Genomic DNA, 14198 nt, shown 5'->3' with positions numbered 1-14198 from the left:
AGCCGACCGTCGCCGGGGTCGCCCGGCAGCTCACCGGTGAGGGCGGTGTGCGGCTTCCGCTCACGCCACAGCCCCGGCCGGAGGTCGTACCGCTGTCGTTCGGGCAGCGGCGGATGTGGTTCGTCAACCAGATGGAGGAGGCCCAAGAGGGTGGCGAGGCCGCGTACAACCTGCCGCTGCGCCACCGCGTCTCCGGCGACCTCAACCTGCCCGCGCTCGAAACCGCCCTGGGCGACCTCGCCGACCGGCACGAGAGCCTGCGCACGGTCTACCCCGAAACGGACGGCGTGCCGCGCCAGCACGTCCTCGACCCCTCGGCCGGGCGCCCGCGCATGGCCGTCCTCGACACCCCCGCCGACCGGGTCGAGCAGGTGCTCGCCGAGCAGACCGAGGAGCGCTTCGACCTCAGCGCCGACCTCCCGTGGCGGATCCGGCTGCTCAAGACCGCTCCCGCGGAGTACGTCCTGCTGATCGTGGCACACCACATCGCGGTGGACGGCTGGACGATGGACCTGCTGCTCAGGGATCTGGAAGTGGCGTACGCCGCCCGTCGGGAGGGGCGGGCGCCGGTGTGGGAGCCGCTGCCGGTGCAATACGCCGACTACGCGCTCTGGCAACGCCGTCTCCTCGGCGACCTGGACACCCCCGACAGCCTGATCAGCGCCCAGCTGGACCACTGGCGGCGGACGCTGGCCGACGCGCCCCAGGAGCTGGCACTTCCGGTCGACCGCTCCCGGCCCGCCGTGTCCTCGCACCGTGGCGGGGCGGGCGGGGTACGGATCGATGTGCCCACCCATGCCCGGCTCGTGGAGCTCGCCCGAAGTGGCGACGCCACGATGTTCATGGTCGTCCACGCGGCGCTGGCGATGCTGCTGTCGCGGATGGGCGCGGGGAAGGACCTTCCGATCGGCACGGCGGTCGCGGGGCGTGGCGACGCTGCGCTGGACGGGCTGGCCGGTTTCTTCGTCAATACGCTGGTCCTGCGGACCGATGTGAGCGGTGACCCGACCTTCGCGGAGCTGCTGTCCCGGGCGCGGGAGACCGACCTGGCCGCCTACGCACACCAGGACCTGCCCTTCGAGCACCTCGTAGAGGAACTCAACCCCACCCGCTCACTGGCCCGGCACCCGCTGTTCCAGGTGATGCTCTCCGTGCAGACGATGCCGCCCCAGCAGTGGAAACTGCCGGGCGTCGAGGTGCGGCCGATGACACCCGGGGCCGCGGCGGCCCGGGTCGACCTGTCACTGACCCTGGCCGAACACCGGGACGGCGAGGGCAACCCGGCGGGAATCGACGGCGATCTGCTCTATGCCACGGACCTCTTCGACGAGGCAACCGCGAACGCGATGGCGGAGCGGCTGGTTCGGGTGCTGGAGCAGATGGCGGCGGACCCGGCGCGGCGGGTGAGCGAGGTCGAGGTGCTGGGGCGTGGGGAGCGGGAGCGGGTGGTGGAGGGGTGGAACGCCACTGGCCGGGTGGTGCCGGTGGGGTCGTTGGGTGAGTTGTTCGATGCGCGGGCGGCTGGGTGCCCGGAGGCGGTGGCGGTGGTTGGGGCGGGTGGTGAGGAGTGGTCGTATGCGGAGTTGAGGGGGGGTCGGATCGGGTGGCGGGTGCGTTGGTTGCGCGGGGTGTGGGGCGGGGTGATCTGGTGGGTGTGGTGTTGGAGCGGTCGGTGGATGTGGTGGCGGTGTTGTTGGGGGTGGTGAAGGCGGGGGCGGGGTTTGTGCCGGTGGATCCGGCGTATCCGGTGGAGCGGATTGGGTGGATGGTTGAGGATGCGGGGCCGGTGCTGGTGGTGTGCTCGGAGGGGACGCGGGGGTTGGTTCCGGCTGGTGTGGAGTGCTTGGTGTGGGGTGCGTCTGAGGTGGTGGCGGAGCCCGTGCCTGCGGTTTCGGTGGGTGTCGATGAGGTGGCGTATGTGATTTATACGTCGGGTTCGACGGGTCGGCCGAAGGGTGTGGTGGTGACGCATCGTGGTATTGGCAACCTGGCGGCTGCGCAGATCGAGCGGTTTGTGGTGGGTGCTGGTGCGCGGGTGTTGCAGTTGGCGTCGTTGAGTTTCGACGCGGCGGTGTCCGAGATCTGTATGGCGTTGCTGTCGGGTGCTGTGTTGGTGATGGCGGGTGGGGACAGGTTGCCGCCGCGGGGGTCGTTGAGTGAGGTGGTGGCGGAGTTCGGGGTTACGCATGTGACGGTGCCGCCGTCGGTGTTGGCGACGGTGGAGGAGTTGCCGGAGGGTTTGCGGACGTTGGTGGTGGCGGGTGAGGTGTGTCCGGCGGGGTTGGTGGAGCGGTGGGCGTCGGGGCGGCGGATGGTGAATGCGTACGGGCCGACGGAGGTGACCGTATGCGCGACGATGAGTGCGCCGCTGGAGCCGTCCGGGCCGGTGCCGATCGGCGGGCCCATCGCCAACACCGCTGTCTACGTACTGGACGAGCAACTGCGGCCGGTCCCCGTGGGTGTGCTGGGTGAGTTGTATGTCGCGGGGCCGGGGCTCGCGCGCGGTTACCTCGGCCGCCCGGGGCTGACGGCGGAACGGTTCGTGGCCTGCCCGTTCACGGACGGGCGGATGTATCGCACCGGTGACCTGGCCAAGTGGACCGGGGACGGCCGACTCGTCTTCGGTGGCCGGGCTGACGAGCAGGTGAAGGTGCGTGGCTTCCGGGTGGAGCCGGGTGAGATCGAGGCCGTCCTCGCCGGACACCGGAGCGTCGGACAGGCCGTAGTCGTCGTACGGGAGGACCGCCCCGGCGACAAGCGGCTCGTGGCCTACGTCGTCCCTGACGGGGATGTGGATGCTGCCGGGCTGCGGGGGTACGTGGCCGAGCGGCTGCCCGAGTACATGGTGCCCACCGCGGTCGTCGCCCTGGACACGCTCCCGGTGACCGTCAACGGCAAGCTGGACCGCGCCGCCCTCCCCACACCGGACTTCACCGACGCGGCCGAAGGGCGTGGCCCGGCCACTCCCACCGAGGAGATCCTCAGCAGCCTCTACGGCGAGATCCTCGGCCTGGAGTGGGTCGGCGCCGACGCCTCCTTCTTCGAGCTCGGCGGCGACTCCCTGCTCGCCATGCGGCTCATCGCCCGCATCCGCGCCGTCCTCGACGCAGAGGTCAGCATCGGCGATCTGTTCGTCACCCCCACCGTCGCCGGCGTCGCCCAGCTGGTGGGCGAGCTCGGCGGCGAGTCCCGGGCGCCGGTGACGGCGCGGCCACGGCCGGAGGTGCTGCCGCTGTCGTTCGAGCAGCAGCGGATGTGGTTCCTCAACCGGCTCGAAACCACCGGAGAGGGAGCCGCGTACAACCTCCCCCTGGCCCTCCGCCTCTCCGGCGACCTCGACATCCCCGCGCTGGAAGCCGCCCTCGGCGATGTCGCCGACCGGCACGAGACCCTGCGCACGATCTTCCCGGAGACCGCGGGCGTCCCCTGCCAGCGGATCCTGCACGGAGCGGCGGGCCGTCCCTCGCTGACGGTGGTGCACACCGCCGCGGACGAGGTGCCCGGGCAGCTCGCGGCGTACGCGAACCAGCCGTTCGACGTCCGCGCCGAACTACCCTGGCGCGTACGGCTTTTGGTGACCGGCCCCGCCGAGTACGTCCTCATGGGCGCCGTCCACCACATCGCCGCCGACGGCTGGTCGATGGGCATCCTCGCGGGCGACATCGGTACCGCCTACGCGGCCCGGCGCGCGGGCCGACTGCCCGGCTGGGAGCCGCTGCCGGTGCAGTACGGGGACTACGCCCTGTGGCAGCGCGAGGTGCTGGGCGACCTCGGCGATCCGCGGAGTGTCATCAGCGGGCAACTGGACTACTGGCGGCAGGCGCTCGCGGGTGCCCCGCAGGAGCTGGACCTGCCGACGGACCGGCCCCGACCCGCGGTGTCCTCCTTCACCGGCTGCGAAATGCCGTTCGAGGTGGACGCGGAGACCCACGCCCGGCTGGTGGAGCTCGCCCAGCGTGGCCGGGCGACGATGTTCATGGTGATGCACACGGCGCTGGCGGTTGTGCTGTCGCGGATGGGTGCGGGTACGGACATCCCCATCGGCACGGCGACGGCGGGCCGTGGTGACGCGGCGCTGGACGGGCTGGCCGGGTTCTTCATCAACACCCTGGTGCTCCGCACCGATCTGAGCGGCGACCCGACGGTCACCGAACTGCTGACCCGGGTGCGGGAGACCGATCTGGCCGCGTACGCGCATCAGGATGTGCCGTTCGAGCGGCTGGTCGAGGACCTCAACCCCACCCGGTCACTGGGCCGGCACCCGCTGTTCCAGGTGTCGCTCACCATGCAGAACCTGCCGCAGGGCCGTCGGCCGTGGGAGCTGGCCGGGCTGGAGGTGAGCGGTCTCCCGGCTGCCTCTCCGGCGGCCCGGTTCGATCTGTCGGCGACGGTGGCCGAGCGCCGCGACGAGGAGGGCACGCCGACGGGGCTGATGGGTTCGTTGCTCTATGCGACCGATCTGTTCGATGAGCGCACGGTGCGGTTGTTGGCGGGGCGGTTGGTGCGGGTGTTGGAGCAGGTGGCGGCTGATCCTGGGGTGCGGCTGAGCGGGATTGATGTGTTGGGTGAGGGTGAGCGTTCGCGGGTGGTGGGGGAGTGGAATGCCACTGGGCGTTCGGTGTCCGGGGTGTCGTTGGTGGAGTTGTTCGCGGCGCGGGTGGCTGCTTGTCCGGGTGCGGTGGCGGTGGTGGGGGCGGACGGCCGGGAGTGGTCGTACGGGGAGTTGGCCGAGCGTGCGGATCGGGTGGCGGGTGCGTTGGCTGCGCGGGGTGTGGGGGGGGGGGATCTGGTGGGTGTGGTGTTGGAGCGGTCGGTGGAGTTGGTGGCGGTGTGGCTGGGTGTGGTGAGGGTGGGGGCGGGGTTTGTGCCGGTGGATGTGGGGTGGCCGGTGGCTCGGCGGGGGTTGGTGTTGGGGCAGGTGGGTTTGGTGGTGGCGGATCGGGGGTTGGGTGTGCCGGGTGCGGTGGTGGTGGATGAGCTGTTCGGTGGGAGGGAGGGTGCGCCGGAGGTGGTGGTTTCGGCGGGGGATGTGGCGTATGTGATGTTCACGTCTGGTTCGACGGGGGTGCCGAAGGGTGTGGCGGTCAGTCATGGTGCGGTGGCCGCGCTGGTGGCGGATGGGTGTTGGAGTGAGGCGGCGCGGGGTCGTGTGTTGATGCATGCGCCGCATGCGTTTGACGTGGCGGTGTTTGAGGTGTGGGTGCCGTTGGTCAGTGGTGGTCGAGTGGTGGTGGCGCCGCCGGGCCAGGTGGACGCGACGGTGTTGGCGGGTTTGGTGAAGGCGCATGGGTTGACGGCTGTGCATGTCACGGCTGGTTTGTTCGGTGTGTTGGCGGAGGAGTCGCCGGAGTGTCTGTCGGGGCTGGCGGAGGTGCTGACCGGTGGCGATGTGGTGCCCGCGGGTGCGGTGGCCCAGGTCAAGGCCGCTTGCCCGGGGATTGTCGTCCGGCATTTGTACGGGCCTACGGAGGCCACCTTGTGTGCCACGACGTACGCGGTGGCTCCAGGGTCGGTGGCTCCGGCGGTGTTGCCGATCGGTCGGCCGCGCGACAACACCAAGGCGTTCGTCCTCGACGAGTACCTCAAGCCCGTACCCGTCGGGGTGAGGGGCGAGCTCTATCTCGCCGGAGCCGGACTCGCCCGTGGGTACACGGGACACCCCCGTCTCACGGCCGAGCGCTTCGTCGCCGCGCCCTTCGCCGACCCGGGCGCACGCATGTATCGCACGGGCGACCTTGCGCGGTGGACGGCTGACGGCGAGTTGGTGTTCGCGGGTCGGGTGGATGAGCAGGTGAAGATCCGTGGTTTCCGGGTGGAGCCGGGTGAGATCGAGGCCGTGCTCGCCGCGCATGAGAGCGTGGGTCAGGTCGCGGTCGTCGTGCGTGAGGACCGGCAGGGCGACAAGCGTCTGGTGGCCTACGTCGTCCCCGACGGGGATGTGGATGCTGCCGGGCTGCGGGAGTACGTGGCCGAGCGGCTGCCCGAGTACATGGTCCCGGCCGCTCTCGTCCCTCTCGACACCCTCCCCGTCACCGCCAACGGCAAGCTGGACCGCACCGCCCTCCCTGTCCCGGAGTTCGGCGGCGCCACCTCCGGCCGTGGCCCCGCTACCCCGGTCGAGGAGATCGTCGCCGGGGTCTTCGGCGAGGTGCTCGGGCTGGACTGGGTGGACGCGGAGGCGTCCTTCTTCGAGCTGGGCGGCGACTCCCTGCTCGCCATGCGGCTCATCGCCCGTATCCGCGCCGTCCTGGGGGCGGAGCTCACCATCGGGGAGCTCTTCGCCGCCTCCTCGGCCGCCGGCCTGGCCCGGCTGGTCGACGCGGCAACCGGCCGGCCGCACGCCGCCGCACTGACGGCGCGGCCCCGGCCGGAGGTGCTGCCGCTGTCGTTCGAGCAGCAGCGCATGTGGTTCCTCAACCAGCTCGAAGGCGCGGGCGAGGGCGCGGCGTACAACCTCCCCCTGGCCCTGCGGATGTCCGGCGAACTGGACCTCGTGGCGCTGGAGGCCGCGCTGGGCGACGTCGCCGACCGTCATGAGAGCCTGCGCACGATCTACCCGGCGAGCGAAGGCGTCCCGCGTCAGCAGGTACTCGAAGGCGCCGCGGGCAGGCCGCCGCTGGCCGTGGTGGACACCACCGAGGACGAGCTCGCCGACGCCCTCACGGCTCATGCGGGCCGCGGCTTCGATGTCAGCGTCGATCTGCCCTGGCGGATCCGGCTGCTCAGGACCGGCCCCACGGACTGCGTCCTGCTCATCGTGGCGCACCACATCGCGGTGGACGGCTGGTCGATGGGCGTCCTCGGACAAGACCTGGAGACCGCCTACACCGCACGCCACCAGGGCCGACTCCCGGGCTGGGAGCCACTGCCCGTGCAGTACGCGGACTACGCGCTCTGGCAGCGTGAGGTGCTCGGTGACCTCGGCGATCCGCGGAGTGTGATCAGCGGGCAGCTGGACCACTGGCGGCGGACGCTCGCCGGTGCGCCGGAGGAGCTGGACCTGCCGACCGACCGGCCCCGACCGGCCGCGCCGTCGTTCCGCGGGCGCACCCTGCCGGTGGAGGTGGACGCGGAGACCCACGCCCGGCTGGTGGAGCTGGCGCGGCGCGGCCGGGCGACGATGTTCATGGTCGTCCATGCGGCGCTGGGGGTTCTGCTGTCGCGGATGGGTGCGGGTACGGACATCCCCGTCGGCACGGCGACGGCGGGTCGCGGTGACGCGGCGCTGGACGGGCTGGCCGGTTTCTTCGTCAACACGCTGGTGCTGCGCACCGATCTGAGCGCCGACCCGGGCTTCGATGAGCTGCTGGCCCGGGTGCGGGAGGCCGATCTGGCGGCGTACGCGCATCAGGATGTGCCGTTCGAGCGGCTGGTCGAGGACCTCAACCCCACCCGATCGCTCTCCCGAAACCCGCTGTTCCAGATCATGCTCGTCCTCCAGAACCTGCCCGCGTCCCAGGGCCGCTGGAATCTGCCCGGACTGCGGGTCGGGCCGCTGGAGGCCACCTCGCAGGAGTCCACCGCGAAATTCGACCTGTCGCTGACCCTGGCCGAACGGCGCGACAGCGAAGGCGATCCGGCCGGGCTGGTGGGTGGGCTGTTGTACGCGACCGATCTGTTCGATGAGCGCACGGTGCGGTTGTTGGCGGGGCGGTTGGTGCGGGTGTTGGAGCAGGTGGCGGCTGATCCTGGGGTGCGGCTGAGCGGGATTGATGTGTTGGGTGAGGGTGAGCGTTCGCGGGTGGTGGGGGAGTGGAATGCCACTGGGCGTTCGGTGTCCGGGGTGTCGTTGGTGGAGTTGTTCGCGGCGCGGGTGGCTGCTTGTCCGGGTGCGGTGGCGGTGGTGGGGGCGGACGGCCGGGAGTGGTCGTACGGGGAGTTGGCCGAGCGTGCGGATCGGGTGGCGGGTGCGTTGGCTGCGCGGGGTGTGGGGCGGGGGGATCTGGTGGGTGTGGTGTTGGAGCGGTCGGTGGAGTTGGTGGCGGTGTGGCTGGGTGTGGTGAGGGTGGGGGCGGGGTTTGTGCCGGTGGATGTGGGGTGGCCGGTGGCTCGGCGGGGGTTGGTGTTGGGGCAGGTGGGTTTGGTGGTGGCGGATCGGGGGTTGGGTGTGCCGGGTGCGGTGGTGGTGGATGAGTTGTTCGGTGGGAGGGAGGGTGCGCCGGAGGTGGTGGTTTCGGCGGGGGATGTGGCGTATGTGATGTTCACGTCTGGTTCGACGGGGGTGCCGAAGGGTGTGGCGGTCAGTCATGGTGCGGTGGCCGCGCTGGTGGCGGATGGGTGTTGGAGTGAGGCGGCGCGGGGTCGTGTGTTGATGCATGCGCCGCATGCGTTTGACGTGGCGGTGTTTGAGGTGTGGGTGCCGTTGGTCAGTGGTGGTCGAGTGGTGGTGGCGCCGCCGGGCCAGGTGGACGCGACGGTGTTGGCGGGTTTGGTGAAGGCGCATGGGTTGACGGCTGTGCATGTCACGGCTGGTTTGTTCGGTGTGTTGGCGGAGGAGTCGCCGGAGTGTCTGTCGGGGCTGGCGGAGGTGCTGACCGGTGGCGATGTGGTGCCCGCGGGTGCGGTGGCCCAGGTCAAGGCCGCTTGCCCGGGGATTGTCGTCCGGCATTTGTACGGGCCTACGGAGGCCACCTTGTGTGCCACGACGTACGCGGTGGCTCCAGGGTCGGTGGCTCCGGCGGTGTTGCCGATCGGTCGGCCGCGCGACAACACCAAGGCGTTCGTCCTCGACGAGTACCTCAGCCCCGTGCCCCCGGGCGTCAAGGGAGAGCTCTATCTCGCCGGAGCCGGACTCGCTCACGGCTATCTCGGTCGGCCGGGGCTGTCGGCGGAGCGCTTCGTAGCGTGCCCGTTCACGGGTGGGCGGATGTATCGCACGGGCGACCTTGCGCGGTGGACGGCCGGTGGTGAGTTGGTGTTCGCGGGTCGGGTGGATGAGCAGGTGAAGATCCGTGGTTTCCGGGTGGAGCCGGGTGAGATCGAGGCCGTGCTCGCCGCGCATGAGAGCGTGGGTCAGGTCGCGGTCGTCGTGCGTGAGGACCGGCAGGGCGACAAGCGTCTGGTGGCCTACGTCGTACGCGATGGCGATGGCGAAAGTGGTCTGGCAGGGCTGCGGGAGTACGTGGCCGAGCGGCTGCCCGAGTACATGGTCCCGGCCGCTCTCGTCCCTCTCGACACCCTCCCCGTCACCGCCAACGGCAAGCTGGACCGCGCCGCCCTCCCCGCCCCCGACTTCGCCGCTACCACCTCCGGCCGGGGCCCGGCCACTCCGACCGAGGAGATCCTTTGCGGGCTCTTCGCCGAGGTGCTGGGCCTGGAGCGGGTCGACGCGGAGGACTCGTTCTTCGAGCTGGGCGGCGATTCTCTGCTCGCCATGCGGCTGATCGCCCGGATCCGGTCGGTGCTGGACACCGACATCGGGATCGGCAGGCTGTTCACGGAGCCGACGGTGGCCGGGGTCGCCCGGCTGTTCGACGCCCCCGAGGACGGCACCACCCGGGCCGCGCTGACGCCACGGCCGAGGCCGGAGGTGCTGCCGCTCTCGTACGCCCAGCAGCGGATGTGGTTCCTCAACCGGCTCGAAGGCGTCGGCGAAGGCGCGGGCTACAACCTGCCGCTGGCGCTACGGATATCGGGAGACCTGGACATCGCCGCCCTGGAGGCCGCGCTGGGCGATGTCGCCGACCGGCACGAGAGCCTGCGCACGATCTTCCCTGAGACGGACGGCGAGCCCCGGCAGCAGGTGCTGGAGGGCGACGCGGGCCGGCCGCCGCTGATCGTCGTGGAGACCACACCGGACGAACTCGGCGCGACCGTGGCGGCGCACTCCGGGCGTGGCTTCGAGCTGAGCGCCGATCTGCCGTGGCGCATCCGGCTGTTGGCGACCGGGCCCATGGAGTACGTGTTGCTGCTCGTGGCGCACCACATCGCGGTGGACGGCTGGTCGATGGGCGTACTCGCCCGGGACATCGGCGTGGCGTACGCCGCCCGTCGGGCGGGTGGCGCGCCGGGGTGGGAGCCGTTGCCGGTGCAGTACGCGGACTACGCGCTGTGGCAGCGCGAGGTGCTGGGCGACATCGAGGACCCGGGAAGCGTGATCAGCGGCCAGCTGGACTACTGGCGCGCGGCCCTGGCCGACGCGCCCCAGGAGCTGACGCTGCCGACCGACCGGCCGCGCCCGCCCGCGTCCTCCTTCCGGGGCGGCACGGTGCCCCTGCACGTGGACCCCGAGACCCATGCCCGGCTGGTGGCGGCCGCCCAGCAGGGCAACGCCACCATGTTCATGGTCGCCCAGGCCGCACTGGCCGTGCTCCTGACTCGGCTGGGCGCGGGCACGGACATCCCCATCGGCACCGCGATCGCCGGCCGTGGTGACGAGGCCATGGACGCCCTGGCCGGGTTCTTCGTCAACACGCTCGTCTTGCGGACGGACGTCAGCGCCGACCCGACGTTCAGCGAGGTGCTGGCCCGGGTGCGGGAGGCCGATCTGGCCGCGTACGCCCATCAGGATGTGCCGTTCGAGCGGCTGGTGGATGTGCTGAGCCCGGAGCGGTCGCTGGCGCGCAACCCGCTGTTCCAGGTCATGCTGGCGCTCCAGAGCGCCGCGCCGGAGACGTGGGAGCTGCCCGGCCTGGAGGTCCACACGCTGCCGTCGACCGCGGACCCCGTGGCCCGCTTCGATCTGTCGGTCACGCTGGTCGAGCATCGTGATGGTGTGGGGGCGCCGGCGGGGTTGGGTGGGGCGTTGCTGTATGCGGTGGATTTGTTTGATGAGGGTACGGCGCGGGGGTTGGTGGGGCGGTTGGTGCGGGTGTTGGAGGCGGTGGCGGCGGATCCGGGGGTGCGGGTCAGTGAGATCGATGTGTTGGGGGAGGTGGAGCGGGCTCGGGTGGTGGCGGAGTGGAATGCCACCGGGACCACGCTGCCCGGCGGTTCGATCGTGGAGCGCATCGAGGCGCGGGTCGCGGCGACGCCCGATGTGGTGGCGGTGCGTTGCGGTGAAGAGGCGTTGTCATATGGGGAGTTGGACCGGCGGGCGAATCGGTTGGCGCGGCTTTTGACCGAAGTGGGGGTCGGTCCGGAGTCGCGGGTCGCACTGTGTCTGCCGAGGTCGGTGGACATGGTGGTGGCGGAGTTGGCGGTGTGGAAGGCCGGTGGGGCGTTCGTTCCGCTGGATCCGGAGTATCCGGCGGAGCGGTTGGGGTTTGTGATCGCGGACAGTGGTGCCGAGGTGGTCCTGGGGACGGTCGATTGCCTTGACGGTGTTCCGCTCGGCGGTGCGCGTGGGGTCCTTCTCGAGGATGCCGAGGTCTGCTCGGCGGAGGCGCTGGGGACGGTCGTCGTTCCGGAGCAGTTGGCGTATGTGATTTATACGTCGGGTTCGACGGGACGGCCGAAGGGCGTGGCCGTCGCCCATGGCGGCGTGGCGAACCTGGCCGAGGCGATGCGTCCGGTGCTGGGCATGGACGCTGGCGTAGTGGCTTTGCAGTTCGCCTCGTTCAGCTTCGACGCCGCCGTTCTCGACGTCGTCGTCACCCTTGCCGCCGGTGGCACTCTCGCGGTGGCGAGTGCGGCGGAGCGTAAGGATCCGCAGGCCCTGGCGGAGATGATCGACCGGTGTGGGGTACGCGTCGCGAGTGTGGTTCCGTCGCTGCTCGGGGTGGTGGATCCGGATGCCGTGCCGGGTGTGAGCAATTGGGTGTTGGGCGCGGAGCGGTTGAGTGCGGAGCTGGCCGGGCGGTGGTCGGCTGGTGCGCGGGTGTGGAACACGTACGGACCGACCGAGGCCACCGTCATCACCACGGCCACCGCCATGCCTCTCGATCCCGGACTGGGCACGGCCCCGCCGATAGGCCGTCCCCTCCCCAATGTCCGTGTCTATGTGCTGGACCAGTTCCTCAAGCCGGTGCCCGTAGGCGTCACGGGCGAGGTGTACATCGCAGGTGCGGGTCTGGCCCGGGGCTATATCGGTCGGCCGGGGCTATCGGCGGAGCGGTTCGTCGCCTGCCCGTTCGCCGCCCCGGGCGGCCGGATGTATCGCAGTGGCGACCTGGCCAAGTGGACCGCCGAGGGTGATCTGGTCTTCGCGGGCCGGGGCGATGAGCAGGTCAAGGTCCGTGGCTTCCGTGTCGAGCCCGGCGAGATCGAGGCCGTGGTGGCCGCCTGTGAGGGTGTGGGTCAGGTTGCGGTGGTGGTCCGCGAGGACGGACCGGGGGACAAGCGGCTGGTCGCGTACGTGGTCCCCGGCGGGGAGCTGGACGTGGCGGTCGTGCGGGAGTTCGCGGCGGACCGGTTGCCGGAATACATGGTCCCGGCCGTCGTCCTGCTGGACGCGCTGCCGCTCACCGTCAACGGCAAGCTGGACCGCGCCGCGCTCCCCGCCCCCGACGCCACAGTCACCGTGGCGGGCCGGGGCCCGGCCACCCCGACCGAAGAGATCCTCTGTGGGCTCTTCGCCGAGGTGCTCGGCCTCGATGAGGTGAGTGCCGATGCGTCGTTCTTCGAGCTCGGCGGTGACTCGATCATGTCGATGCTGCTGGTGTCGAGGGCGCGTAAGGCCGGTCTGGTGGTGAGCGCCCGGCAGGTGTTCGAGCGACGGACCCCGGCCGAGCTGGCGCTGGTGGCCCGTGATGCTTCTGCTCCCGGTGGCCTGGAGGGGAGTGGCGACCCGGGCACGGGTGAGGCGCCGTTGACCCCGGTGATGCATGAGCTGCTGGACCGGGCCGGAGCAGAGCGTATAGGCGCGGTGTTCCAGTCCACGGTGGTGGCGGCCCCGGCGGGGACGCGGCTGGAGACGCTGACCGCTGCCGTTCAGGCGGTGGTCGATCACCACGACATTCTGCGGGCGCGGCTGGAGACCGAGCCCGCCGCCCGCCTCCTCGTCCCCTCGACCGTGTCCGCGGCCCCTTGGGTGCACCGGATCGATGCCGGCGCGGCCGGGGTTGACCTCGAGGGCCTGATTGCCGAGCAGTCGCGGGCGGCCGCGGAGCGGCTCGATCCGCGAGCGGGTGTGATGCTGCAGGTGGTCTGGTTCGACCTCGGCCCGGACACACCCGGACGGCTGCTGATACTCCTCAACCACCTGGTGGTGGACGGTGTCTCCTGGCGCGTCCTCGTGCCGGACCTGGCCGAGGCGTACACCGAGCTGGCCGCCGGTCGTGAGGTCGTGCTGGAGCCGGTGCCCACATCCTTCCGGCACTGGGCCCGCGCCCTGCGAACCGAAGCCACCGGTCGGCAACGGCTGGCCGAACTCCCCGCCTGGACCGAACAATTGGACGGCCACGACCCCCTCCTCACCTCGCGGCCCGTGGACCCGGAGCGGGACCTCGGCGCCACCGTCCGGCAGCTGTCGGTGAAGGTGTCCACGGAGGTCACATCGGCGCTGCTGACCCGCGTGCCGACGGCGTTCCACGCGGGCGTCGACGACGTACTGCTCACCGGCCTGACCGCGGCGTTGGCCGAGTGGCGCCGCCGCCAGGGCCAGGACACGGCCGGGGTACTGCTGGATCTCGAAGGCCACGGCCGGGTCCCGCTGGCGGAGGGCGTGGATTTGACGCGCACGGTCGGCTGGTTCACCAGCAGCTACCCGGTGCGGCTGGACGTCGGCGTCGCCGACGTCATGGAGCTGCGCTCCGGCGGGGCCGTGGCGGGACGGGCCATCAAGCGCATCAAGGAACAGCTCCGCGCCGTCCCCGGCGATGGGCTCGGCTACGGGATGCTCCGGTATCTCAACCCCGAGACCGCGCCCGCGCTCGCCTCCCTGCCCGCCGCCCAGATCGGCTTCAACTACCTGGGTCGGTTCCCCGGCCGGCAGAACCAGGGCAAACAGGGTCAGCAGCGCGTCGAACAACATGCCTGGCAGACCGTCGGCGATGGCGGTCGAGGCGGTGGCGCCAACGACCGGATCCCGGTCATGCACGCCCTGGAGGTCATGGGCGTCGTCCACGACCTGCCCGACGGCCCGCAGCTCACCCTCATCGTGTCCTGGCCGTCCGAACTGCTGGCGGAGTCGGCCGCCCGGAACCTGCTGGACGGCTGGGCCGCGATGCTCACCGGACTGGCCACGCACACCACGGACGTCGACGCCGATACCGGTATCGGTGGTTACACCCCCTCCGACTTCCCGCTGGTGGACATCAGCCAGAGCGAGTTGGACGAGTTCGAAGCGACAGCGCAGCAGATGGACGAAGGAGCTTGAG

The 14198-nt window shown here is 71.0% G+C and carries 2 protein-coding genes (1 of these 2 running past the window's edge); both read left to right on the top strand.

What is annotated here, in order from left to right; all coding sequences use genetic code 11:
* Positions 1–1706: the 3' portion of an amino acid adenylation domain-containing protein gene (locus tag LIV37_RS09190; RefSeq protein ID WP_254807098.1), read on the top strand. Its footprint begins 6436 nt before the window's first position; the window shows 1706 of its 8142 coding nt (coding positions 6437–8142); the start codon falls outside the window, past its left edge; its stop codon occupies positions 1704–1706.
* Complete coding sequence (locus LIV37_RS09185) at positions 1649–14197, top strand: non-ribosomal peptide synthetase (protein ID WP_254807097.1); 12549 nt, start codon at positions 1649–1651, stop codon at positions 14195–14197. The genes LIV37_RS09190 and LIV37_RS09185 overlap by 58 nt, the downstream gene beginning before the upstream one ends.
* Position 14198: the final 1 nt, after the last annotated feature.

This window comes from Streptomyces rapamycinicus NRRL 5491, from assembly GCF_024298965.1.
GTDB classification, from domain to species: Bacteria; Actinomycetota; Actinomycetes; order Streptomycetales; family Streptomycetaceae; genus Streptomyces; species Streptomyces rapamycinicus.
This window is presented reverse-complemented; position numbering and strand designations above follow the sequence as displayed.